The 25,033-nt window shown below is 39.8% G+C and carries 22 protein-coding genes; 19 read left to right on the top strand and 3 right to left on the bottom strand.

From position 1 onward, the window contains the following. Positions 1-52: 52 nt before the first annotated feature. The 8 genes from MHH37_RS13585 to MHH37_RS13550 all read left to right on the top strand — a co-directional run bounded on the left by MHH37_RS13585 (position 53) and on the right by MHH37_RS13550 (position 7,199). Positions 53-1,117 (top strand): LysM peptidoglycan-binding domain-containing protein, encoded by a 1,065-nt coding sequence (locus tag MHH37_RS13585; protein WP_342573524.1) that lies wholly within the window; start codon positions 53-55, stop codon positions 1,115-1,117. Between the two features lie 50 nt (positions 1,118-1,167). After that, positions 1,168-1,950, top strand: coding sequence for a phosphotransferase (locus MHH37_RS13580; RefSeq protein ID WP_087615945.1), 783 nt, complete (start codon positions 1,168-1,170; stop codon positions 1,948-1,950). A 152-nt stretch (positions 1,951-2,102) separates the two neighbouring features. Next, positions 2,103-2,723: a Holliday junction branch migration protein RuvA gene (gene ruvA / locus MHH37_RS13575; protein ID WP_008405232.1), complete on the top strand. Its 621-nt coding sequence runs from the start codon at positions 2,103-2,105 to the stop codon at positions 2,721-2,723. Between the two features lie 15 nt (positions 2,724-2,738). Next, entirely contained in the window at positions 2,739-3,743 is a 1,005-nt protein-coding gene (gene ruvB, locus MHH37_RS13570; RefSeq protein ID WP_087615947.1) for a Holliday junction branch migration DNA helicase RuvB, read from the top strand. Positions 3,744-3,758: 15 nt separating this feature from the next. Continuing rightward, positions 3,759-4,796, top strand: a complete 1,038-nt coding sequence (queA, locus tag MHH37_RS13565) for a tRNA preQ1(34) S-adenosylmethionine ribosyltransferase-isomerase QueA (protein ID WP_342573523.1) — start codon at positions 3,759-3,761, stop codon at positions 4,794-4,796. A gap of 116 nt (positions 4,797-4,912) precedes the next feature. After that, positions 4,913-6,070: a tRNA guanosine(34) transglycosylase Tgt gene (gene tgt / locus MHH37_RS13560; RefSeq protein ID WP_008405238.1), complete on the top strand. Its 1,158-nt coding sequence runs from the start codon at positions 4,913-4,915 to the stop codon at positions 6,068-6,070. A 129-nt stretch (positions 6,071-6,199) separates the two neighbouring features. After that, a complete protein-coding gene (gene yajC / locus MHH37_RS13555) occupies positions 6,200-6,460 on the top strand; it encodes a preprotein translocase subunit YajC (protein WP_008405239.1) in 261 nt (86 codons plus the stop codon). 97 nt (positions 6,461-6,557) lie between these two features. Then, positions 6,558-7,199, top strand: a complete 642-nt coding sequence (locus tag MHH37_RS13550) for a DUF421 domain-containing protein (RefSeq protein WP_008407683.1) — start codon at positions 6,558-6,560, stop codon at positions 7,197-7,199. Here MHH37_RS13550 and MHH37_RS13545 read toward each other — a convergent pair. Beyond that, positions 7,179-8,648 (bottom strand): polysaccharide biosynthesis protein, encoded by a 1,470-nt coding sequence (locus MHH37_RS13545; protein WP_231918638.1) that lies wholly within the window; start codon positions 8,646-8,648, stop codon positions 7,179-7,181. The genes MHH37_RS13550 and MHH37_RS13545 overlap by 21 nt on opposite strands. A gap of 132 nt (positions 8,649-8,780) precedes the next feature. Between MHH37_RS13545 and MHH37_RS13540 the strand changes: the two genes are divergently transcribed. From MHH37_RS13540 to MHH37_RS13500, 9 genes are all read left to right on the top strand, one after another. Continuing rightward, entirely contained in the window at positions 8,781-9,089 is a 309-nt protein-coding gene (locus MHH37_RS13540) for a post-transcriptional regulator (RefSeq protein WP_008407679.1), read from the top strand. Positions 9,090-9,304: 215 nt separating this feature from the next. Beyond that, positions 9,305-11,578, top strand: coding sequence for a protein translocase subunit SecDF (gene secDF / locus MHH37_RS13535; RefSeq protein ID WP_342573522.1), 2,274 nt, complete (start codon positions 9,305-9,307; stop codon positions 11,576-11,578). A 106-nt stretch (positions 11,579-11,684) separates the two neighbouring features. Beyond that, a complete protein-coding gene (locus tag MHH37_RS13530) occupies positions 11,685-12,050 on the top strand; it encodes a lipopolysaccharide assembly protein LapA domain-containing protein (RefSeq protein ID WP_342573521.1) in 366 nt (121 codons plus the stop codon). Between the two features lie 217 nt (positions 12,051-12,267). Then, a complete protein-coding gene (gene recJ / locus MHH37_RS13525) occupies positions 12,268-14,589 on the top strand; it encodes a single-stranded-DNA-specific exonuclease RecJ (RefSeq protein WP_342573520.1) in 2,322 nt (773 codons plus the stop codon). A gap of 16 nt (positions 14,590-14,605) precedes the next feature. Beyond that, the gene (locus MHH37_RS13520; protein WP_008407673.1) at positions 14,606-15,118 is read left to right on the top strand and encodes an adenine phosphoribosyltransferase; all 513 of its coding nucleotides are present in this window, start codon (positions 14,606-14,608) and stop codon (positions 15,116-15,118) included. Between the two features lie 195 nt (positions 15,119-15,313). Beyond that, positions 15,314-17,509 carry a bifunctional (p)ppGpp synthetase/guanosine-3',5'-bis(diphosphate) 3'-pyrophosphohydrolase gene (locus tag MHH37_RS13515; protein WP_008407672.1) on the top strand — a complete coding sequence of 732 codons (2,196 nt, stop codon included), beginning with the start codon at positions 15,314-15,316 and terminating at the stop codon, positions 17,507-17,509. A gap of 22 nt (positions 17,510-17,531) precedes the next feature. After that, complete coding sequence (dtd, locus tag MHH37_RS13510; protein WP_008407671.1) at positions 17,532-17,978, top strand: D-aminoacyl-tRNA deacylase; 447 nt, start codon at positions 17,532-17,534, stop codon at positions 17,976-17,978. Between the two features lie 70 nt (positions 17,979-18,048). Beyond that, on the top strand, positions 18,049-18,255 hold the full coding sequence (locus MHH37_RS13505; protein ID WP_231918654.1) for a YuzF family protein: 207 nt from the start codon (positions 18,049-18,051) through the stop codon (positions 18,253-18,255). Between the two features lie 65 nt (positions 18,256-18,320). Next, entirely contained in the window at positions 18,321-19,214 is an 894-nt protein-coding gene (locus tag MHH37_RS13500) for a manganese catalase family protein (RefSeq protein WP_008407669.1), read from the top strand. 97 nt (positions 19,215-19,311) lie between these two features. On the opposite strand, the gene hisA is transcribed toward MHH37_RS13500, so the two are convergent. Further along, the gene (gene hisA, locus MHH37_RS13495) at positions 19,312-20,073 is read right to left on the bottom strand and encodes a phosphoribosylformimino-5-aminoimidazole carboxamide ribotide isomerase (RefSeq protein ID WP_342576257.1); all 762 of its coding nucleotides are present in this window, start codon (positions 20,071-20,073) and stop codon (positions 19,312-19,314) included. Positions 20,074-20,235: 162 nt separating this feature from the next. On the opposite strand from hisA, the gene MHH37_RS13490 reads away from it, so the two are divergent. Together MHH37_RS13490 and MHH37_RS13485 are read left to right on the top strand one after the other, a co-directional pair. Further along, on the top strand, positions 20,236-22,731 hold the full coding sequence (locus MHH37_RS13490; RefSeq protein WP_061550155.1) for an ATP-dependent RecD-like DNA helicase: 2,496 nt from the start codon (positions 20,236-20,238) through the stop codon (positions 22,729-22,731). A gap of 334 nt (positions 22,732-23,065) precedes the next feature. Beyond that, positions 23,066-24,277 (top strand): NupC/NupG family nucleoside CNT transporter, encoded by a 1,212-nt coding sequence (locus tag MHH37_RS13485; protein WP_079527978.1) that lies wholly within the window; start codon positions 23,066-23,068, stop codon positions 24,275-24,277. Between the two features lie 45 nt (positions 24,278-24,322). On the opposite strand, the gene yeiL is transcribed toward MHH37_RS13485, so the two are convergent. Then, positions 24,323-24,991 carry a transcriptional regulator YeiL gene (gene yeiL, locus MHH37_RS13480; RefSeq protein ID WP_342573519.1) on the bottom strand — a complete coding sequence of 223 codons (669 nt, stop codon included), beginning with the start codon at positions 24,989-24,991 and terminating at the stop codon, positions 24,323-24,325. Positions 24,992-25,033: the final 42 nt, after the last annotated feature.

Genomic DNA, 25,033 nt, shown 5'->3' with positions numbered 1-25,033 from the left:
GTGGCAATAGCACAATTTGTGCATATGCTATTACGAGAAAAGGAGGAAAGAAGTGCGCGTTCATATTGTTCAAAAGGGAGACACTTTGTGGAAAATCGCGAAGCAATACGCGGTTGGCTTTGATGAATTAAAGCGATTAAATGCCCATTTAGCAAACCCTGATTATATTGTTCCGGGGATGGAAATTTATTTACCGGACACGACAGCGAAAAAAGAAATGCGGCAACCTGTGAAGGAACAGCCGAAATCTGTTAAAGAGCAGCCGGTACAAATGCCTGCACCAGCTCCAGCACCGAAGAAAGAGCATATCGTTAAGCCGGCACCAGTGCCTGTACCAACACCGGCACCTATGCCGATGCCACAGCCGCAAAAGCCGATTTGGCAAGGGGATATTTATTTCCAGCCACCGGCACCACAGCCGATGCCGATGCCAATGCCAATGCCAAACTGGCAAACACATGTACATGTTCAGCCGACATTTGAAAATACGGTGACAGCACCACAACCAATGCCATTGCCACAGCAACCGGTTATTCAACAACCTCCGCAGCAACCACAGCAACCGATTTTTATCGAACAACCACACTATATTCAGCCGATGCCGATGCCGATGCCAATGCCAATGCCGATGCCGCAAATGCCTGTGTGTCCAACATGTCACCACATGCCAATGCCAATGCCGATGCCACAAATGCCTGTATGTTCAAAATGTCATCAAATGGCCATGGAATCTCCGATGCACATGCAATCAATGCATCCAATGCCGATGCCTCAAATGCATGGATGTTCAAAATGTAACCAAATGGCAATGGAATCCCCGATGCAAATGCAACCAAATATGTACATGGAGCCAATGCCGATGTCGATGCCGATGCAAATGCAAATGCAGCCGATTTTTAATGATGAGTCTTCATTAAAGAAAGATCATTGCCATGATAAAGATCACCTAGTGCACCAGTATTATGAAGAAATTGACCACATGATGCGTCAACCAAACCCTTGTTACCCACACATGATGCCATATCAAGAAAATTCAATGCAGCACATGATGCCATATCCAGCAAATACGATGCCCCAAATGCACCAAATGCCACATCCGCCTAAGTCATGTCAATAGTAATTAAAGAGAATTGCTGGAAGTGGGATACACATAAAGGGTCCTTTTTTATGAAGTACTATGAGAATGGTTTTGTGGCGCAGAAAGTTAAAGCGATTCATCGAGAGCTTGAAAATATACAATTTCCATATCATATACCACTTGTAGAAAATGAAGAGCCGCATATATTAAAGCAGTTTTGGTTTGAAGGGAAAAGTGCGGAGTATAAACGGTTTGAACATCAGCAGCTTTCCCTGCATGCAATCGAAAAACTGCATGAAACATGTGAAGTCATTCCTTGGGCGGAAACAGGCATCTTGTCCACATATCGATTAGAGGAGAAGTGGAAGAGGAGATTTGAGCGTTTTATCCATCATGAAAGAGAACTAAGACGTTTATTAAAAAGCAATTATGATATTTTAGTCAACCATGCTTCCTATGCCTTAGGTTTAATGGCTCAAATAACAGTTCCGAGTGAAAAGCAAACGATTTTACATGGGGATGTTGTTCATCATAATGTGATGCTACGTGGAGAAGACGTGAAACTTATTGATTTTGATTTAGCTTCTTTAGGGGAAGCCTCAGATGAAATTATTTTATGGCTTCATCGCGTATTGCCGCATGTTCAGTATGAAATACAACCGCTTGTAAATGACCACCATTATTTGCATAAAGCGCAGGAAAAGCTTCATTATCTGTTTTTCCCGAATGAAATATTAAGGGAATGTCTGTTTTATCTGAAACTCAGCGACCGTCAAAAGCTTTCCTGCTATCCGTTTATTCAATCGATTGTTTATGACTGGATGAAAAATTACGATTCTTTTGCAAGACAGATCGATACATTGCAAAATTAATTGGCAGTTTATAATCGATGTTAGATGGAGAAGAATATGATAAACTATTAAAGGCTGTCTTAAAGGACGGTCTTTTCTTTTTGAACCAACATACGTTCGGTAATTCACAACTCTTATGCTATAATAGAGCGAGAAATGTGAGGGATAAAACGATGTATGATTATTTAAAAGGACAGGTTACAAGGGTTACACCCGAGTATATTGTATTAGAGCAACAAGGCATTGGCTGGATGCTGTATACGCCAAATCCATTTGCATTCCGTACATCTGCAAGCGAACAGCAAATATATGTATCCTTGCAAGTGCGTGAAGATGCCCAAAATTTATACGGGTTCAATAGTTTGGAGCAGCGTGAATTATTTAAAAAGCTAATTCAAGTATCGGGCATTGGTCCAAAAGGCGCGCTTGCTATTTTAGCTAGCGGTAATCCGACTTCAGTCATTCAGGCAATTGAAATGGAAGATGAAGCATTTTTAATCCGTTTCCCGGGCGTCGGGAAAAAAACAGCACGTCAAATGATTCTCGATCTAAAAGGGAAGCTGGACATGCTACTTGATCACGTCGAGTTACCAAGTGCAGAAAATGAGCTGCCATTGTTTGGAGTGAATCCGAATGAACATGAATTGCAGGAAGCGATGCTGGCACTTGTCGCATTAGGCTATTCAGAAAAGGAATTAGACAAAATCAGACCGCAATTAAGTGAAGACGATAAGTTAACGACGACAGACGCCTATATTAAACAGGCATTGAAGCTGTTGTTGAAATTGAAATAAAAAGGAGTGAGAAGCATGTCAGACCGTGTACTTTCTGGTGAAGCAACAGATGCCGAGCAGCAGTTTGAGCTTTCTTTAAGACCGCAACGTTTAGCGCAATACATAGGCCAAGATAAAGTGAAAGAAAACCTGAAAATATTTATCGAAGCCGCTAAGCTACGTCAGGAAAGTCTTGACCATGTTCTCCTTTATGGTCCACCTGGTTTAGGGAAAACGACGTTAGCGATTGTCATAGCGAACGAGATGGATGTAAATGTAAAGATGACGAGCGGTCCTGCGATTGAGCGACCTGGTGATTTAGCAGCGATTTTAAGCTCTCTTGAAGCAGGGGATGTGCTTTTTATCGATGAAATCCATCGCCTGCCAAGAGCGATTGAAGAAGTGCTTTATTCTGCGATGGAAGATTTCTGTCTGGATATTGTAGTCGGAAAAGGTCCTGAAGCCCGTTCGATCCGATTGGAGTTGCCGCCATTTACACTCGTTGGTGCAACAACGAGAGCAGGTGCTTTATCTGCACCGCTTCGTGACCGTTTTGGTGTTTTATCGCGACTGGAATATTATGATGAGCAGTCATTAGCCGAAATTGTTATCCGTTCCGGTGAATTGTTTGGTGTTGCGCTGGATAAGCATGCGGCATTTGAAATTGCCCGCAGATCCCGAGGGACACCTCGTATCGCAAATCGATTGTTAAAACGTGTCCGTGACTATGCACAAGTATTGGCAGATGGCATTGTTTCCACAAATTTGGCGGAACAGGCGCTCGAACTGCTGCAAGTTGATCCACGAGGACTTGATCATATCGATCATAAATTGATGCAGTCAATGATTGAACGATTTGGCGGAGGTCCTGTCGGATTGGATGCATTAGCGGCATCGATCGGAGAAGAGCGTATTACGATTGAAGATGTATATGAACCATATTTATTGCAAATCGGATTTATTCAACGAACACCACGCGGCCGAATCGCGACAAATCTTTGTTACGACCATTTCGGTTATCCGCAGACACAAAAAGAATAGAAGGAAGTTTTGAACGTGAAAGTAGAAGATTTTGATTTTTATTTACCAGAGGAATTAATTGCCCAAACACCATTATTGGATCGTACAGCGAGTCGTTTAATGGTAGTAAATCCGAACTCATTGGAAGTCGAGCATCACACATTCGGTCATATTTTAGAGGAGTTAAATGCAGGGGATTGCCTTGTACTAAATGATACGCGTGTATTACCTGCACGCTTAATGGGTGTCAAAGCAGATACTGGCGCGAACATTGAATTGTTGCTGTTAAAACAGACAAATGACGATGAGTGGGAGACGTTAGTAAAACCTGCAAAACGTGTTAAAACAGGCACAGTCGTTACATTTGGTGATGGGTTGTTGACTGCGACTTGCACAGGTGAACTGGATCACGGTGGCCGTACTTTTAAATTTACATATGACGGGATTTTTTATGAAATTTTAGACCAACTGGGTGAAATGCCATTACCGCCATATATTCGTGAAAAGTTGGAAGACCAAGATCGTTATCAAACGGTTTATGCGAAAGAGCGTGGTTCTGCAGCAGCACCAACAGCTGGCCTTCATTTTACACAGCCATTACTTGAAGCAATTAAAGCAAAGGGTGTTGAAGTCGTATTTATTACACTGCATGTGGGACTTGGTACATTCCGACCTGTCAGTGTGGATTCGATTGAGGACCATGATATGCACTCTGAATTTTACAGTGTGTCAGAAGAGGCAGCGGCTGTAATTGAACGTGTCAAACAAGCTGGAGGCGAAGTTATTTCGGTAGGGACAACTTCAACCCGTACTCTTGAAACAGTTGCATCGAAAAATGACGGTAAAATTGTCGCTTCTCATGGTTGGACAAATATTTTCATTTATCCGGGCTATGAATATAAAGCAATCGACGGCCTGATTACAAACTTCCATTTACCGAAGTCAACATTAGTGATGCTTGTCAGCGCACTCGCTTCGAAAGAAACAATTATGAACGCTTATGAACAAGCCGTTAAAGAAAAATACCGTTTCTTCAGCTTTGGCGATGCCATGTTTATCCGTCCGGCTAAGTAATTTGCAATTAAACAAAAACCTATATACAATAATAATTTGTGCAACACCTACTAAACTTAGTAGGTGTTTTCATTCGAAGTACTGTATTTACTTTAGAAACGAGAGGATTTTTTTATATGACTGAAACAACAAAACAACCACCAATTCGTTATGAATTGATTAAAACATGTGCACAGACAGGTGCGCGTTTAGGTATTGTCCATACACCACACGGTTCCTTTGAAACACCAACATTTATGCCAGTTGGTACACAAGCGACAGTAAAAGCAATGAGCCCTGAAGAATTAAAAGAAATGAATGCAGGTATTATTCTATCTAACACATATCACCTATGGTTGCGTCCAGGGAATGATATCGTGAAAGAAGCAGGTGGACTGCATAAATTCATGAACTGGGATCGTCCAATTCTAACTGATTCAGGCGGTTTCCAAGTGTTCTCATTATCTAAGTTCCGTAAAATCGAAGAAGAAGGCGTTTATTTCCGAAACCATTTAAATGGCGACAAGCTGTTTTTATCACCGGAAAAAGCGATGGAAATCCAAAACGACTTAGGTTCTGATATTATGATGGCATTTGATGAATGTCCGCCTTTCCCGGCAACATACGAATACATGGAAGCATCTGTTGACCGCACAACACGTTGGGCAAAACGCTGTAAAGAAGCACATCAACGCCCGGAAGAGCAAGGGCTGTTCGGTATTATTCAAGGCGGGGAATATGAAGAGCTGCGCCGTAAATCGGCTGAAGCATTAGTAGAGCTCGATTTTCCTGGTTATGCAATCGGCGGTTTATCGGTTGGTGAGCCGAAAGATATTATGAATAAAGTTTTGGACTTTACTGCACCAATGATGCCGGCAGATAAACCACGCTATTTAATGGGTGTCGGTTCACCGGACTCGTTAATCGATGGAGCAATGCGCGGCATCGATATGTTCGACTGTGTATTACCAACACGTATTGCACGTAACGGTACATTGATGACATCTGAAGGACGTATGGTCATCAAAAATGCGAAATATGCAAAAGACTTTACACCAATCGATGAAAATTGCGATTGCTACACATGTAAAAACTATACACGCGCGTATGTGCGTCATTTATTGCGTACAGAAGAAACGTTCGGTTTACGTTTAACGTCATACCATAACTTACGCTTCCTTATTAAATTAATGGAAGATGTACGCCAGGCAATCCGCGAAGACCGTTTAGGCGATTTCAAAGAAGAGTTCTTTGAGAAGTACGGTTACAATAAACCGAATGCTAAAAATTTCTAAAAATATGTTCGAAATTCGAAATTCAATATAATTTTTTTGAGAAAAAAAAGAGTTTTTTGCGCAAAAACCTGCAATTCTATACTATACTAGGTAAGTGAGAAAGAGATAGAGAAAGGGGGCAATTTGAAAATGGAAGGTTTAGTACAATTTTTACCGATTATCGTAATGTTTGTTGCGATGTGGTTCATTTTAATTCGTCCGGCACAAAAACGTCAAAAAGCAACTGCTACAATGCAAAACAGCTTAAAACGTGGTGATAAAGTAGTTACTGTAGGTGGCTTACACGGAGAAGTAGATGCAATTGAAGATACGACTGTCTATTTATTAGTTGACGGAAATACACGTTTAAAATTCGAACGCCAAGCAATTGGCCGTATAGAATCGGTTTAAACGTTACATAAAAAAGCTTGTGGAGTTTAATTTTCCACAAGCTTTTTTGTATTTTTCATGCAATTTCGAACAAGCTATTGTATGAGAGGTGAATCAATTGGAAGATTATACATTAATTATATTTCGAACAATTGTTTTATATATTATATTACTAGTTGTTTTCCGCCTTATGGGCAAGCGTGAAGTTGGTGAGCTCAGTATTGTGGATTTGGCAATATTCGTGTTAATGGGTGAAATTGCTGCGATTGCATTGGACGATTATGATCGGCAGTTTTTCAAAGCCGTTTTGCCTATTATTTTATTGTTTCTGATTCAATACTTAAACTCCTGGCTCATATTAAAAAATAAAAAACTGCGCGACTTTATTGAAGGCGATCCGTCGCTTGTTATCCGCGACGGATATATTTGTGAAGCGGAAATGAAAAAGCAGCGCTATAATCTCGATGATTTACTCCAGCAATTACGTGAACAGGGAGTATGCTCTGTGCAGGATGTTGCCTATGCTTTTTTGGAGCAATCCGGAAAGCTATCGATTTACCAAAAAGATCAGGGCGGATTTATTTTACCTCTCATTTTGGATGGCTATGTTGATAAAAGACATTTAAAAATTATTGGTAAAGATGAAAAATGGCTCGTTCATGAATTATTGGTAAACGGTTATCCCAATATACGCGATATATTCTACTGCAGTTATGAAGACGGAAAGTGGTTTGTCCAATTACGAGCGCGAAAATATTGAACGAAGATAATGGAAATCGTTAAAACGGATTTGTTTTGTAATGAACAGTAACAGCAAGACAAACCCAATCGTAATTGCAACGCTTACGATAAGCGGCATTCCGGCAGCAATGATCGGCTGTACAAAACAAGTAAGGATGAAAATACCATATGGCAGAACGAAGAAGCGGAAACCTACATTAATCTTTTTCTGCTGTCTAATAGAAGCGATGTGTAAGAAGGACGTAATTAATACGCCAAAGCCTATAGCGATAATCGCGCCTTTTTCCTGAATGGCGGGTTGTGAGGCAAGGAAAAACAGTAAAAATAGTTTCCCTATTCCTCCATAGATGGAATTCATCATGGCAGCCTGTGCTTCATCTAGTGCTTGTAAGATGGAATGAAGCGGACTCTGTATATAATAAAAATAAAAAATAGGAGCCAATATTTTCATATAGCCACGATTTTCCTCAAGATGGAACAGTACCATAGTCAACTCATCGCCGTGTATGAAAAACACAGTAGCGGCCATACAGCCAATTAAAGAAGATAGTCGTAATGAATGTGTAATGCGTTTATTCAGCAACGGGTAATTATTGCTGGCTAGTGCGCTACTAACGGCAGGAATGAGTACAATTGCCAATGCAGCAGGAATGAAAGCCGGAAACAAGAGTAATGGTATATGCACACCTGAGATGATACCGTACAATGTAGTTGCCGCGCCTGCAGCCAATCCTGAAACCGTCAGTGCTTTTAAGAAAATGATTGGTTCCAAAAACCATGTAAAGGTACCAAACAATTTACTGCCCGCTGAAGGCAGTGCAATATTAAAAATCGGCTTTGTAAAGGAAGTGCCTGTTGAACCCTTTTTGAACATTCTACTCGAGCGTTTATAAAAGATCGCTAAAAACAGTAATGAAAAAACTTCACCAATTGCTGTTATTCCCATAGCGGCTGCTGCCGTCAATGCAGGCGACTCTGAAATGAAGTACGGCAATAATACGACAATAAGACCAATTCGTACAAGCTGCTCAAGAAGCTGTGCCCATGCAGTTGGTGCAATTTTCGCTAAACCTTGTAAATATGCTTTTATTAAGCTTGAAAAAATAACGATCGGAATTGTGAAAAGGCTAATATAAAGAGTGAAAATAAGGTTTTCATTATGTAAAAGCACTTTTGCGATATACGGAATAGCAAAATAAATGAATGGGCTAAATAAAATAATTGATATGGCCGAAATTTTGATTGCAGTTTTCATTACCGATGTGACATGTTCCGTTTTCCGTTTCGCGTGGTATTCAGCAATCAGCTTAGAGATGGCAATCGGAATACCTAATTGAATTAGCGAGATGAAAAATATAAATGTCGGGTAAGCCGTCATATAGAGTCCGACCGCTTCCTCCCCGGCAATACGCATAAACTGCATTCTGTACATAAACCCGAGACATTTTGAAATAAATATGACAAACATTAAAAATAATGTTCCTTTTAGAAATGAGCCCAAATAACTTCTACTTTCTCCCTTCTCAATTTAATTTCATTCATATACAATAAAGTATGCAGTAGTAATCGCAGTTAAAACCTAAGTTCAGGAGTGATCGACATGCAAATTCCATTTTTCGGCCTTTACGAGAAGGTACAGCTTATATTGACGAACAAAATCGAGGAATTTCATTACTATGGATATGATTCGATAACAGAACAAGATTTATGGAAATATTGCATCGATAAGGTGTGGCGCAAAAGAGATGTGCAAAATATGCGATTGCATGAGCTGACAGCCGGCATTTTCGGTGCAACTGCTTCGGAAGTGTTAAGCTATATGCAAATAAAGGATTTTAAGCGCAATGAATTGAACTTAAAGCTTTCCAATGAAGAGCTGCAAGGTTTGTTCCATCCGCTTAAAGAGTAGGGAAAAATAAGAATAATATAATAAATTATCTAGTAATAATTTGACAGTTTCCATAAGCTGTTTCATAATGAGAGTGTTGTGCTTTTCAAACTATCGGATTGTTATTTTTGAAAAGTGATTCAGAAAATTATTGAAATGAATACATAGTTTGTGGAAGGTAATTTTTACGTTTTACATCACACCGCGTTTCGTGTGATATTGAGGAGGATTTTTTAATGAAATTAGCAAACCGTATCATTACGTTCGTTCTTGTCGTAGCATTGCTATTTACAGGGATGGGCACAACGGTAGAGAAGGTTTTAAACGATGTAAAACTTGGATTGGACCTTCAAGGTGGATTTGAAGTACTTTATGAAGTGGAATCACTTGTTGATGGACAAAAGATTACCCAAGATGTATTGGCAGATACGACTACGGCATTAGATAATCGTATTAATGAATTCGGGGTTAGTGAGCCAAGCATTCAAATTGAAGGGGAAGACCGTATTCGTGTACAGCTTGCAGGTTTAGCAGATCAGGATTCTGCTCGAGAGCTATTATCGAGTACAGCGAATTTAACTTTCCGTGATGTAAATGATAATATTTTACTCGATGGGACAGATTTAAAGGAAGGTGGCGCATCGCCTTCATTTGATCAGCAAAACCAGCCAATTGTAACTTTAACATTGAAAGATGCGGCGAAATTCGCAGAAGTAACGCAAAAAGTCATGAGCATGGGCGCACCGAATAACTTATTAGTTGTTTGGCTGGACTTTGAAGAGGGCGTAGATTCTTACGCTGAAGAAAGCAAAAAGCCACCCGAAGAGCAAAAATTTGTTTCTGCAGCCTCTGTTACTCAAGTATTAAATACAACAGATGTTATGATTTCTGGTAACTTCACAGTAGATGAAACGAAAAACTTTGCATCTATACTTAATGCAGGTTCATTACCTGTTAAGTTAACGGAGATTTATTCAACATCGGTTGGGGCACAATTCGGTGAAGATGCTTTAAATGATACAGTATTCGCAGGAGTAGTCGGCGTACTGTTAATCTTCCTGTTCATGCTGTTTTACTATCGTTTACCAGGGTTTATCTCAATTATTACTTTATCGGTATTCACATATTTAGTGTTAATCGTCTTTAACGGTATTAATGCTGTATTAACATTACCGGGTATTGCCGCGATCGTATTAGGGATCGGGATGGCCGTTGATGCTAACATCTTAACTGCCGAGCGTATTCGTGAAGAACTACGTGTTGGCCATTCTGTAAAAGATGCATTCAAATTAGGTTCAAAACAATCACTATCAGCAATCATTGATGCGCAATTGACAACTCTACTTGCTGCTGTCGTATTATTCTACTACGGGACAAGTTCTGTTAAAGGTTTCGCAACAACATTAATTATTTCGATTTTACTATCATTTGTAACAGCTGTATGGGGTTCCCGTATATTGCAGGGTCTTCTTGTAAACAGCGGCTACTTCAATAATCCGGCATGGTTCGGAATTAGCAGATCGAAACAGCATTCACTTGATGAAGGAATCACTTCATTGGATTTAACAACGAAATTTGATAAATTGGACTTCGTTGGAAACCGTAAAAAGTTCTATGCGATATCTACAATCATTTTAGTTGCAGGTATTGTTGTGCTAGGTGTATTCAAACTGAATTTAGGGATCGATTTCTCAAGTGGTACACGTGTAGAGATTAAATCGGATACAGCGCTGGCACAAGAAGAAGTGAAGGATTATCTGGATGAAATCGGTTTTGCTAACGAGGATGTTGTTATTTCAGGCGATAATCAAACAATCGCCGTAATGCGATATAAAGATGACTTCTCTCAACAACAAGTACTTGATTTTAAAGAGCAGGTAAATGAAAAATACGGGCATGAGCCAAGCTTAAGTACAGTATCTGATACAGTAGGGAAAGAACTGGCGAAAAATGCGATGTATGCATTGGCACTGGCGGCACTTGGTATCATTATCTATGTAGCAGTACGCTTTGAATGGCGTATGGGTCTAGGGGCGATTGTTTCATTACTGCATGATGTATTCTTTATTATCGTGATTTTCAGTATACTGCGTCTAGAAGTAGATATTACGTTTATCGCTGCGGTATTAACAATTGTCGGTTATTCGATTAACGATACAATTGTCACGTTTGACCGAATCCGCGAAAATATTGACCGTCACGAAAAAATTACGACGAAAGAAGAGCTGGCACTGATTGTCAACAAATCACTTCGTCAAACGATGGGACGCTCTGTTAATACAGTATTGACGGTTATTATTGTAGTTATTGCACTTATTTTCCTAGGTGCTCCATCAATTCAAAACTTCTCAATCGCTCTATTAATCGGGTTAGTTACAGGGATTTACTCTTCAATCTGTATCGCGGCACAAGTTTGGTATTCACTGAAATGCCGTGAAATGGACAAAAAAGGTACTTCTGTTGTGAAAAAAGAGAAAAAACAATGGGGTTCAGACGAGCCACAAGTATAAGTATATGAACCGCGTAATTGCTTTCGGGCAAATTGCGCGGTTTTTGTTTACCCACACTGAAAAAAAGGAATAAATTTTTAAACTAAGACGTGAGAGGAGGTTCATTATGAAAATTCAATGGACAATGGTAGTTGGACTTATTTTTGCTATTATTATTGCCATTTTTGCTACAGTTAATGTGGATAGCGTACAGGTTAATTATGTCTTTGGAGAAGCACGCTGGCCATTGATATTAGTTATTTTAGGGTCAGTATTAATCGGTTTTATCATCAGTTTTTGTTTTTCGGCATTCCGTATGTACGGATGGAAAAGGCAGACGAAAGCAGTTCGAAAAGATCTTGAAGCAGCACAAGTACTGATTAATGAAAAAGATGCAGAGATTATCCGACTGAAAAACGAGCTTCGGGAACAGGGTGCTTCCGCATTTATAACTGAAGAAATTTCGGGTGGCGATAAAATTCAGAAAGAGTAGATAATATGTGATGCTGATCTATAGCAGCTATTTGAAACGTGAACATCGTTCCAAATAGCTTTTTTATTGTTTAATAGATTCATTTAAGAAAACGTATGGTCATTTAACTAGCAGACTTATTAAATTTTCGTATCAATATTTCTGGTAATATCAGAAGAAACTTTGGGAAACATGATAGATTTCCGTTATAATGAACTGCGTGAGGAAGTGAATATATATGATACAGTCACAAAAAGTATGGACAATAACAAAGCAAGATGAGCAGCTAGTAAAACAATTCAGTGAACAGCTGAATATTTCAACGATTGCAGCAAAAATTTTAATTGCACGTGGTTGCACATCGATAGAAGAGGCAAAACCATTACTGAAAATTGATGAAACCCAGTATCATGATCCATTTTTAATGGCTGGAATGGAAGACGCAGTTATGCGCATCGAACAGGCATTGGATAATGGAGAAAAGATTCTGGTATATGGCGATTACGACGCGGACGGTATTACAAGTACAACTGTGCTGCTAAATGCTTTACTTGATCTTGGGGCAGATGTCAGTTTTGTCATTCCGGATCGGTTTATTCATGGATATGGACCGAATGAAGAACTTTTCAAAAAAGCTTATGAAGATGGCGTAAATTTAATTATTACGGTCGATAATGGGATAAGCGGGATTGAACAAGTAAAAATGGCAAGAGAGCTTGGTATGGGTGTGATTATTACCGATCACCATGAAGCGGGTGATATTTTACCGGATGCCAACGTCATCATCCATCCGCGTGTGCCAGAAGGTCATTATCCGTTTGGAGAACTGGCAGGGGTAGGGGTAGCCTTTAAATTGGCACATGCATTGTACGGCGAGTTGCCTGATCATCTATTTGAATATGTGGCAGTGGGGACGATTGCCGATTTAGTGCCGCTCGTTGGCGAAAATCGCTATTTAGTACAGCGCGGTTTACAGGCGTTAAAGCAGTCTCCAAATCCTTGGGTAAAGGCCATTTGCGATGCATCAGGGGCAAACAAGAAAGACATCAATGAAGAAACTGTTGGCTTTTATTTTGGTCCCCGCCTGAATGCAATCGGACGACTAGGCAGTGCCGAACCGGGAGTACACTTTTTAATGAGCGAAGACCCGCTTCAGGCAAATACACTGGCTACCCAATTGAATGATAAAAATACTGAACGGAAAAAAATTGTGGAAGACATTACAAATGAAGCAATGGCTATGATTGAAGATGATACTTCATTAAAAGATTCCCTTGTTCTAGTCGTAGCAGGGGAAGGCTGGAATCCAGGTGTTGTTGGAATCGTTGCATCGCGATTAGTCGAAAAATATTACCGTCCGACAATCGTTCTTTCCCTTAATCATGAAAAAGGGATTGCAAAGGGTTCTGCAAGAAGTATTGAAGGGTTCCATCTGTTCAATGAGTTGGCAAAAAACCGTGATATTTTACCACATTTCGGCGGCCACCCAATGGCAGCTGGGATGACGTTACCGATTGAACATGTGGCATCATTACGTACCCGGTTAAACGAACAGGCCAAACTTTGTTTAACAGAAGAGCAGCTTGTGCAAAACATGCAAATTGATGTTCCGATAGAGCTAAGTGAAATTACCGTTGAGGCGATTGAAGAACTGCGGCAATTGGCTCCATTTGGTACAGAATTTCCGAAGCCGGTTTTTGGGATTCAGGATGTAAAAGTAAAATCGATGCGCAAAATCGGTTCCGGTGAAAATCATCTGAAAATGGAACTGGAAGATCCGTATCGTACACTTGATGCAATTGGGTTCAATAAAGGTTTTTTACATGATGAAATTTCATATGGTGTTGCATTATCATTGGTTGGTGATTTGCAAATCAATGAATGGCAGGGGAATAAAAAACCGCAATTCATGATTCAGGATGTTCGGGTCAATGAATGGCAGCTGTACGATTACCGTGGGAAAAGCAAGACCGCAAACTGGCTTGCTAAAATTCATGTGGAAAAAACTGATTTTATTGCTTTTTCCCAACAGACAAAACTGCACTTTGAACAGGAAATTCCGAAAGAAATTATTAATTTCACAATTGAAACAGAAACCGATAATCTGCACAAAAATATCGTATTGCTCGATTTGCCGGAAAATGTAGCCGCATTGGAAAAATTACTGCAAGACGTTCAAATTGAACGAATCTATGCACATTTATATACAGACCAATCAGCGTATTTTAATGGTATGCCGACAAGGGAACACTTTAAATGGTATTATGGATTCCTGAAAAAACGTCCGGCTTTTAACTTGAAAGAACATATTCGACAATTATCCGAACATATCGGACTAAATATAGAAGTAATTAAATTTATGACAAAAGTGTTTTTTGAGCTAGGATTTGTTACAATAGAGAATGGTTTGACGACAGTAAACGAAAATGCACCGAAAAAAGCATTATCCGAAGCAACGTCATATAAATTGCGTTCACAACAAATCGAACTTGAGCAAAAGCTGGTATATGCCACATACAGCGAACTCAAGCAATGGTTTAATGAACGATTGAGTTCTTGAGGAGGACATAGGAAGAATGGATTTAAAACAATACGTAACAACAGTTGAAAATTGGCCGAAAGAGGGCATCAGCTTTAAAGATATTACAACAATTATGGATAATGGTCCTGCATATAAATATGCGACTGATGAAATTGTAAAATATGCGAAGGAAGTTGGCGCTGAAATCATCGTAGGTCCGGAAGCACGCGGATTTATTATTGGTTGTCCTGTAGCCTATGCATTGGAAATCGGTTTCGCACCAGTTCGTAAACCAGGAAAACTTCCACGTGAAGTCATCTCTGCAGATTATGGTTTGGAATATGGTACAGACACATTAACAATGCATAAAGATGCTGTGAAGCCTGGTCAAAAAGTTTTAATCTGTGATGATTTGCTCGCAACAGGCGGTACAGTTGAAGCAACAGTTCGCTTAATCGAACAATTAGGCGGCGAAGTAGTAGGTGCAGCATTCATTATCGAACTTACAGAATTGAATGGCCGTAACAAAATCAACAATATTCCAATTAAAACTTTAATTCAATATTAATTCACTGAACTATCCTGCAAAAACTTTGCGGGATAGTTTTTTTCAATGAGTTCTATACTAGAAGCTGTTCAATAATTCTACAAATTTCGACTTTCTGCAAAACTAAATGCCCACGTGCCTTTACATTTAGTAGATATCTTTTATACAATTGAACTTATACTTAAAGCGAAAATAGAAAGAACAGGTGGACTCATAATGGCGAAAGAACAAATATTGGCGCCCGAAGATGTTTTCGAGCTCGTCAAATCTTATATGAACGAAGAACATGTTACCTTTGTTGTTAAAGCATATGAGGTAGCGAAAGAAGCACATAAAGAGCAATTCCGCAGTTCAGGAGAACCATATATTATTCACCCGGTACAAGTGGCGGGTATTTTGGCTGAGCTGCAGATGGATCCTGAAACAGTGGCAGCAGGATTTTTGCATGATGTCGTGGAAGACACGGAAGTGACACGCGAAGATCTAGTAAACGAGTTTAGTGAAGAAGTAGCCAAGCTTGTGGACGGGGTAACGAAGCTTGGGAAAATTAAATACATGTCAAAAGAAGAGCAGCAGGCTGAAAACCACCGAAAAATGTTCGTCGCAATGGCTCAGGATATCCGGGTGATTTTAATTAAGCTGGCAGACCGTCTACACAATATGCGGACATTAAAGCATTTGCCTGCTGAAAAACAACGCCGCATTTCACAGGAAACACTTGAAATTTTCGCACCATTAGCACACCGATTAGGAATTTCGAAAGTGAAGTGGGAGCTGGAGGATACGGCATTACGCTATTTAAATCCGCAGCAGTACTACCGGATCGTCAGCTTGATGAAGAAAAAGCGTGATGAACGGGAAGCTTATTTGGATAACGTGATGGACGAAATCAATTCCCAGCTGAAAGAAGTGGAAATTGAAGCGGATATCTTTGGGCGTCCGAAACATTTATACAGCATATACCGCAAAATGGTCCTTCAAAAAAAGCAGTTTAATGAAATTTATGATTTACTGGCTGTACGTATTTTAGTCGATAGTATTAAAGATTGCTACGCGGTAATCGGGATTATCCATACATTATGGAAGCCGATGCCGGGACGTTTTAAAGATTATATTGCGATGCCAAAGCAAAATCTTTACCAATCCCTACATACAACTGTCATCGGACCATATGGGGATCCGCTTGAGGTGCAGATCCGTACGAAGGAAATGCATAAAATAGCGGAGTTTGGTATCGCCGCACACTGGGCTTATAAAGAAGGCAAAACCGTTGAACAAAATGCTGAAACAATTGATCAAAAGCTGACTTGGTTCCGTGAAATTCTGGAGTTCCAAAATGAATCGTCGAATGCAGCAGAATTTATGGAATCGCTGAAATTCGATTTATTCTCAGACATGGTATATGTATTCTCGCCAAAAGGGGACGTAATTGAGCTTCCGTCTGGTTCTGTGCCGATCGACTTTGCTTACCGCGTTCACTCGGAAGTCGGGAATAAAACAATTGGTGCAAAAGTAAACGGTAAAATGGTACCGCTTGATACGCCTTTAAAAACTGGGGATATTGTAGAAGTTTTAACATCGAAACAATCATTCGGCCCGAGCCGAGACTGGATCAAGATTGCACAAAGTTCTCAGGCGAAAAACAAAATCAAGCAATTTTTCAAAAAGCATGTGCGTGAAGAAAGTGTTGTTAAAGGGAAAGAACTCGTTGAAAAAGAAATTAAGGCTCAGGAGTTTGATATGAAGGAAGTCTTAACAACCGAAAATATTAAACGAGTTATTGAAAAATTCAACTATACACATGAAGATGATTTATATGCAGCTGTAGGCGTAGGCGGAATAACGGCTCAGCAGATCGTCAATCGTCTGGCAGAAAAAATGCGCAAAGAGCGTGAACAGGAAGAAGCGCTCGAAAAAATCGTTAAAAGCATGAATAACCCGACACCGAAAAAACGGACGGAATCAGGTGTTATAGTTAAAGGAATCGATAATTTATTAATTCGTTTATCACGTTGCTGTACTCCGGTACCAGGTGATGATATTGTCGGCTTTATTACGAAAGGTCGTGGTGTTTCAGTACACCGTGCAGATTGTCCGAACATCCAGGATGATGGAAACCTGGAGCGTCTAATTGAAGTAGAATGGGAAAATGACGGCACACAAATCCGGAAAGACTACCCAGTAGATATCGAGATTTCTGCATTCGACCGTCCAGGAATTTTAAATGATGTTATGCATGCTGTCAGTGAAGCGAAAACCAATATATTGGCAGTTACGGGCCGTGCGGATCGTGAAAAAATTGCCACGATTCATTTAACGATTGCCATCACCAATATTTCAGGACTGCATCGTGTTGTCGAAAAAATTAAACAGCTACCGGATATTTATTCGGTTCAGCGTGTAATTAATTAATCAATAGATAGTAGGGGAAAAGATGCGCGTAATATTACAACGTTCAAAACAGGCATCTGTTACAGTCGATGGACAAGTAACAGGTGCTATTCAAAAAGGCTATGTACTGCTAGTAGGCATTACACATAGTGATACAGAAGAGGATATCGCATATGTAGCGAAAAAAATTACCGACTTGCGTATTTGGGAAGATGAGGACGGCAAGATGAATCGTTCCATTGCTGAAGCAGGCGGCGACATTTTATCAATCTCCCAATTTACACTATATGCCGATACTCGAAAAGGGAAGCGACCAAGTTTTGTTGAAGCGGCAAGACCGGAACAAGCAAAGCCGTTATGGGAAGCATTTAACGAACAATTAAAGGCAAACGGTTTACATGTTGAAACAGGTATTTTTGGTGCAATGATGGATGTCGCGCTTATTAATGATGGTCCTGTAACAATCACGATTGAGTCTAAAGGTAAATAATCGATGAACGGATCACTCCTTTTTCGCATATTGTACAGTATGCATACAAAGGAGTGATTTTTTGGTTCAAATGAACGCATATCCGAACGCGTACTGGCTTGAAGCGATCCAAAATTATTTAGGCCAAATGGTTGCCGTCCAGCAAGAAGGGAATCGTGTTCAGCAAGGGATATTGGCAGCAATCTGTCCGGACTATATTGTACTTGATGTTTGCCAGACACCGTTCTATATTCGTATCGATAAAATAGTCTCGATCATGCCTTTTTTAAAAAAATAAAATGAATGAGGTCTACGCACTCCATAATCGTCATAAGCTTACAATGACAATTAGGGGGTGCTTTATTGTTTCAACGCGTCAATCGATTACTTATTGATTTACCACAGGTTGAATATGGTGACGCAAATGCTGCAAGTGCAGTACAGGAATTACTAGGCGGTAAGTTTGGCGAAATGTCGACTTTGAATAACTATATGTATCAGTCATTCAATTTCCGTGGTAAAAAGAAATTAAAACCATTTTATGATTTAGTTGCGAGTATTACAGCAGAAGAGTTTGGACATGTGGAGCTCGTAGCGACGACAATCAATTTACTAAGTAAAGATACGACGTTTTCCGGAAACCCGAATCTGGCACCGATGATGAACGCCAAAAATATGCGCAATACGCAAAGCTTTATCGCTTCTGCACAGACAGCTTTACCTGTTGATTCGATGGGTAAGCCATGGAATGGGGAATATGTGTTTACGAGCGGGAATTTAGTGCTCGATTTACTGCATAATTTCTTCTTAGAGTGTGGCGCGCGGACACATAAAATGCGGGTATATGAGATGACGGATCATCCGACAGCCCGTGAAATGATCGGCTATTTACTGGTGCGTGGCGGGACACATGTTGTTGCCTATGCAAAAGCACTGGAAATGGCGACAGGTGTGGATGTAACTCGGATGCTTCCAATCCCTAGCCTTGACAATCATGTATTTGACCACGCAAGAAAATACGAAGAACGTGGTTATGGAAATGTATTGTTTACGTGGAATTACGTAGGGGATTACCAGGATATTAATAAAATATGGAAAGGGACACATCCGACAACGAATGCACCGCTCATTGTTGAAGAGGGCACGCCAAAAGGTGCAAAAATGCCGGATTTAGATGAATTGCCGGAAGAGTTTGCACCGGGTATCGGTCCGGAAGAGTTCCAGATGATCGCGAAACGTCTTATGTTTAATATGTAATACAAACACCCATTTTTCTCTGAGAGAAAAATGGGTGTTTGCTGTTTAAAATATCCGTTTCTTACCGTATTCATTGAAAAATCTTTATCTTTTTAGGCTATTCAATACCTTCGCAATAGTTCACTACTGTTTGGAAGTCGAGGTCACCGCCGAAAATAGAAAGGGCGCTGCCGATTGTAACATGCAATTTTCCATTTGAAAGTGATTCGAACTTTTTCAGATCGTCAATTGAACGCACACCGCCAGCATACGTTGTCGGAATCGATGTCCATTCTGCCAAGTCACGTACTAAATCCTCCTGCATGCCACTGCGTTTTCCCTCTACATCAACCGCGTGGATGAGCAGCTCGTCACAATATTCTTCGATTACTTTTATTGACTGCGCATTAACTTCAAAGTCGCTGAATTTTGTCCATTTGTCAGTTACAACATACCATTTACCGTCACGTTTCCGACAGCTCAGATCCAGGACAAGTTTTTCTTTACCGATTTTTTTTACTAATTGTTCCAGCCGGTCCATATCAAGCTGGCCGTCATGGAAAATATATGATGTCACAATTACATGTGAAGCACCAGCATTAATATATTTTTGTGCATTGTCGGCCGTAATACCGCCGCCTATTTGAAGACCGTTCGGGTAAGTTTGTAAAGCAGAAATTGCCGCTTCTTCATTGCCGGGACCAAGCATGATGACATGTCCGCCCGTCAGTTTGTTTTGCAGAAATAATGAAGCGTAATAAGAGGCGCCTTGGTCAGAAGTGAAATTTTCAACCACTTCTTTATTTTCGTAGCCAAGGGTGCTTCCGACAATTTGCTTTACTTTTCCATCGTGTAAGTCAATACAAGGTCTAAAATTCATGTTCGTCACTACTTTCTCTAACATTCTATTATCATCATAACATTTTAGTGTACTAAATTAATAGAAAAATCAGACGTAATGGCTTCTTTGCATTATTGTAGGACATGCTTTAATCGGTATGATAAAATGGGCTTACAATTTATTAGAAAGCGTGGCATGGAAATGGCGGAAAATCTAAATTTGTTTGACGTAAATAAGCTCTTTATTTTAGGTCGACCGATTGTAACAATTTTTCATAATGCAACGAATATGTACTCCATTGTTCGTGTCAAAATTCAAGAAACAAACATTCAGTATGACGAAAAAGAAATCATCATTGTTGGCTACTTTCCGCAATTAGTCAATGATGAACAATACCGCTTTACAGGGCAGTTAAAAAGTCATCCGAAATACGGGATGCAATTTCAAATTGATACATTTGAAAAAGAAGTGCCGACAACCGAGCAAGGAATCGTCCATTATTTATCAAGTGATCTATTTTCAGGTGTGGGCAGAAAAACGGCAGAGACAATTGTAGAAAAGCTCGGTATGGATGCTCTTACGAAAATACTGGAAGATCCGTCAGCACTTGATGCTGTTCCCCGGTTATCTGCTGAAAAAAAATTACATATTCGCCAAACGATCGAGGAAAACCTTGGACTGGAACGAGTGATGGTGCGGCTGAATGATTGGGGCTTTGGGCCACAGCTTGGGATGAAAATTTACCAGGCTTATCGGGAAGAAACAATTCAGTTACTGACAGAAAACCCTTACCGTTTAATCGAGGAAGTGGAAGGGGTCGGTTTTATACGTGCCGATGAACTTGGTGCGAAGCTCGGTATTACGGGAAATCACCCGGATCGAATAAAGGCTGCCATTTTCCATGTACTGACAAATGCCGCATTATCAGAAGGGCATGTTTATTTGGATGCGGAAATGGTGCTTCCAATGGTTAAAGATATGCTTGAACAAAGTCAGCGCATCGAAATCCCGTATGAAGCGATTTCGAAAGCGGCAATCGATATGCGTGAGGAATCGAAAATTTGCGGTGAGGAAACACGCATGTACTTACCGTCACTCTATTTTAGTGAAGTGGGTATTGCAAGTAAGATCAATGAACTGAAAGAAAAAAACAAAACAGCTGAAAGTTTTACGAAAGATGAAATCCGAAAAGCAATTGGCGATATTGAAGAACAATATGATGTGACGTATGCGCCAACACAGGCACAGGCGATTGAAACGGCAATCAATTCTGCCGTCATGATTTTAACAGGAGGACCCGGCACGGGAAAAACAACCGTTGTACGAGGTTTGGTGGAAGTATATGCGGAACTTCACGGGTTATCATTAAATCCAAAAACATATGCTGAAAAAGAGGAACCGTTTCCCATTGTCCTTGCAGCCCCAACAGGACGTGCAGCGAAAAGACTGGCGGAATCGACTGGCTTACCTGCTATGACAATACACAGGCTGTTAGGCTTTAATGGTCAGGAAAAGGATGAAGAAACAGAGCGTGAAGTCGTAGGTCGTCTCATTATTATCGATGAGATGTCGATGGTTGATACATGGCTGGCACATCAACTGTTAAAAGCATTGCATGAAGATGTTCAAGTCGTTTTTGTAGGGGATCAAGATCAGTTACCGCCTGTCGGTCCTGGGCAAGTCTTAAAGGATTTGCTTGCATCCAAACAAATTCCGACTGTCGAATTAACAGATATATACCGTCAAGCGGAAGGGTCTACAATTATCGAGATGGCCCACCAAATCAAAAAAGGCAAAGTTCCGGATACGTTGACTGCAAAAACAACGGACCGCTCGTTTATACAAGCTGGAGCCGCACAAGTAACGAGTGTTGTCACACAGATTGTAAAAGGTGCACTTGCGAAGGGACAGGCAATTCGAGATATTCAAGTATTGGCGCCAATGTACAAAGGACCTGCAGGCATCGATAATTTAAATAAAGAAATCCAGCAGCTCGTCAATCCGAATGATGGGACGAGAAAAGAACTTGTTTTTGGTGATACGATTTATCGTATAGGGGACAAAGTGCTGCAGCTAGTGAATCAGCCGGATAATAATGTATTCAACGGGGATATGGGAGAAGTAATTTCCATCATCCGTGCAAAGGAAACAGTGGAAAAGCAGGATTTGCTTATCGTCAGCTATGATGGGATCGAAGTAACATATCAGCGTGCTGATTTAAATCAGATTACATTGGCCTATTGCTGTTCGATCCATAAATCGCAAGGCTCTGAATTTCAAACGGTTATTATGCCGATTGTTCGCGGCTATTCGAAAATGCTTCGAAGAAATTTACTGTATACGGGTATTACACGTGCTAAAAACTTTTTAATATTATGTGGTGAGCCGGATGTACTGGCGAGCGGTTTAGCAAAAACAGATGATTTAACACGCTTAACAACATTGAAGGCACGTTTAAATTCAGAATTTGTTGCTGAAGAAAAGATGGAAGCGACACCGGAATTGGAAGAGAAAAAGGCGTCTGTAAGTGAAGTGAAACAAATTCCTTCATCAGAGCAGCTGGGTCTCTTGAATGTTTCGGCTTCACATAAGATCGGGGAATCCCTGCCAAATCACTTAACGGCAGAAACAGCACCATATATTCACCCATTAATTGGTATGGCAAATATATCGCCGTACGACTTCAATGAAGAATAGAACTAGCCATTTTCGTTCATGTTTGAATGGGAATGGCTAGTTTTTTTATTGCTCATGAAATGTACTATTTTGGACAAATTTATTAAATGATGTGTTTATGTTCAAAGGTAGAGGGAAAATGTTTTAAATATAATAAAAGTTTGAATCAAAACGGGGCATAATAAAAAAATGATAACTTTTTGCGGAAAAAATCAGAACTTTTGAAAGAAACTATTAATTAATATTATTTGTGTGGATATGTTAGTATGAAAAAAACTTATATGACGTCCGAAGTTTGATGTCAAATATTACAAAATGAAAAGGTTTTCAAAACTAAAAAAGAAGGTGCACATACATGGATTTCGTATGGGGAATCATAGGTATTCTGGGAATCGTACTGATTGCCATCGGGTTATCGAATAACCGTAAAGCAATTCAATGGAGAATTATTATTTCAGGATTAGTTGTCCAGTTGATTTTTGCATTTATCGTATTAAAGTGGTCTTTTGGCCGCGAGAAGCTTATGCAACTTTCTGAAGGGGTTCAGAAGCTGATTAGTTATGCCAATGAAGGGATTAACTTCGTATTCGGCGGTTTAGCAAATCCGGATAATGTCGGATTTGTATTCGCGATGAGCGTATTAACAATTATTATTTTCTTCTCATCTTTAATCTCTGTCCTTTACTACTTAGGAATTATGCAATTTGTCATTAAGATTATTGGTGGTTTCTTATCAAAAGTATTAGGTACAACAAAAGCGGAATCAGTAAATGCTGCTGCCAATATTTTCGTTGGCCAAACAGAAGCACCGCTTGTAATTCGTCCGTTCTTAAATAAAATGACGAAATCGCAAATGTTCGCTGTTATGACAGGTGGACTTGCATCGGTTTCAGGTTCGGTACTAATAGGTTATTCATTATTAGGTGTTCCACTAGAATACTTACTGGCAGCAAGTTTCATGGCTGCTCCAGCTGGACTAGTAATGGCAAAATTAATGATTCCTGAAACAGAAGAAGTAAATGAAGATGACTTTAAATTAGAACGTAATTCTGAAGCTACAAATGTTATTGATGCAGCTGCAGTAGGTGCATCTGACGGATTGAAATTAGCTGTAAACGTTGGGGCAATGCTATTAAGTTTTATCGCATTAATTGCCTTATTAAACGGTATTTTAGGTGGAATTACAGGATTATTCGGTTTTGATAATGTAACACTTGAAGGTATTTTAGGTTATGTATTTGCGCCGTTAGCATTTTTAATCGGTGTTCCTTGGGATGAAGCAGTACGTGCAGGTTCATTTATCGGTCAAAAATTAATTTTAAATGAATTTGTTGCCTACTCTAACTTCGGTCCAGTTATCGGCGAACTTTCTGACAAAACAGCCATTATTATTTCGTTTGCACTTTGTGGTTTTGCAAACTTAAGCTCAATGGGTATTTTAATCGGTGGTTTAGGTGGTATGGCACCGGATAAACGTCCAATGATTGCACAGCTTGCTATTAGAGCGGTTGCTGCAGGTACATTAGCATCATTATTATCAGCTGCAATTGCTGGTATGTTTATTTAATATATTTCAGAGACTGTGCTAAAAATAATTTAGCGCAGTCTTTTTTTAATACGTAATTTCTGATGCAAGTTTTTCTAGTTCAGTCCGATTCGTCAGAACATACCCGCGATTTTGTTTCGTTATATAGCCGGCTTCGCTAAATTGTGCAAGGACAAATAGCAAGTGGCGATATGATACGCCTAAGTAATCACATACTTCAGAATGTTTTTCTTTATAGAATTGTTGATCTGATGATAGTAGAATAAATGAGGCTAATCGGTTTTCCAACGGATAGGCCTGGTTTTGTGTATATTTTGCTGTTGCTGTAGTTGCTTTGTGACTTAAAAAAAGACAGAGCATTTTCAGAAACACAGGATCTACCAATAATTTTTCCTTCACTTCCTGAATCGAAATCGCAAAACATACTGACTTTGATAAAGTTTGAATGCCTTTTGAATAGCGTTCAGCATTTAACAACTCCATTTCGCCCATGAATGTTGGGGCTGTAATAAAATCGATGAGCGAAATTTTCCCATTTTTATGGGTAATATATAATTTAGCTTTCCCTTCAACCATGTAATACAAATAGTCAGGGATGGAATGCTCGTGGAAAATAAATTCGCCTTTATCGAATTCATACACATGGATAAATGGAACAATATCAAACGAAAAATATTGGGAAATCGGGTATTGTTCGATATATGAGAGACTTTCATCTATTGGTAACTTTCTCAATTATAGAGCAACTCCTTCCAGTAAAATATGAGATTTCTCACA

It is taken from the genome of Solibacillus sp. FSL K6-1781 (assembly GCF_038630735.1).
GTDB classification, from domain to species: Bacteria; Bacillota; Bacilli; order Bacillales_A; family Planococcaceae; genus Solibacillus; species Solibacillus silvestris.
Note: the sequence above shows the minus strand (reverse complement) of the source record. Positions and strands in the feature narration are given on the sequence as shown.

Coding starts and splice junctions, on each gene's coding strand:
- MHH37_RS13580 (WP_087615945.1), top strand. CDS start 1,168: ATGAAGTACTATGAGAATGGTTTTGTGGCGCAGAAAGTTAAAGCGATT.
- ruvA (WP_008405232.1), top strand. CDS start 2,103: ATGTATGATTATTTAAAAGGACAGGTTACAAGGGTTACACCCGAGTAT.
- ruvB (WP_087615947.1), top strand. CDS start 2,739: ATGTCAGACCGTGTACTTTCTGGTGAAGCAACAGATGCCGAGCAGCAG.
- tgt (WP_008405238.1), top strand. CDS start 4,913: ATGACTGAAACAACAAAACAACCACCAATTCGTTATGAATTGATTAAA.
- yajC (WP_008405239.1), top strand. CDS start 6,200: ATGGAAGGTTTAGTACAATTTTTACCGATTATCGTAATGTTTGTTGCG.
- MHH37_RS13545 (WP_231918638.1), bottom strand. CDS start 8,648: ATGTTTGTCATATTTATTTCAAAATGTCTCGGGTTTATGTACAGAATG.
- MHH37_RS13540 (WP_008407679.1), top strand. CDS start 8,781: ATGCAAATTCCATTTTTCGGCCTTTACGAGAAGGTACAGCTTATATTG.
- secDF (WP_342573522.1), top strand. CDS start 9,305: ATGAAATTAGCAAACCGTATCATTACGTTCGTTCTTGTCGTAGCATTG.
- MHH37_RS13530 (WP_342573521.1), top strand. CDS start 11,685: ATGAAAATTCAATGGACAATGGTAGTTGGACTTATTTTTGCTATTATT.
- recJ (WP_342573520.1), top strand. CDS start 12,268: ATGATACAGTCACAAAAAGTATGGACAATAACAAAGCAAGATGAGCAG.
- MHH37_RS13520 (WP_008407673.1), top strand. CDS start 14,606: ATGGATTTAAAACAATACGTAACAACAGTTGAAAATTGGCCGAAAGAG.
- MHH37_RS13515 (WP_008407672.1), top strand. CDS start 15,314: ATGGCGAAAGAACAAATATTGGCGCCCGAAGATGTTTTCGAGCTCGTC.
- dtd (WP_008407671.1), top strand. CDS start 17,532: ATGCGCGTAATATTACAACGTTCAAAACAGGCATCTGTTACAGTCGAT.
- MHH37_RS13505 (WP_231918654.1), top strand. CDS start 18,049: ATGAACGCATATCCGAACGCGTACTGGCTTGAAGCGATCCAAAATTAT.
- hisA (WP_342576257.1), bottom strand. CDS start 20,073: ATGAATTTTAGACCTTGTATTGACTTACACGATGGAAAAGTAAAGCAA.
- MHH37_RS13490 (WP_061550155.1), top strand. CDS start 20,236: ATGGCGGAAAATCTAAATTTGTTTGACGTAAATAAGCTCTTTATTTTA.
- MHH37_RS13485 (WP_079527978.1), top strand. CDS start 23,066: ATGGATTTCGTATGGGGAATCATAGGTATTCTGGGAATCGTACTGATT.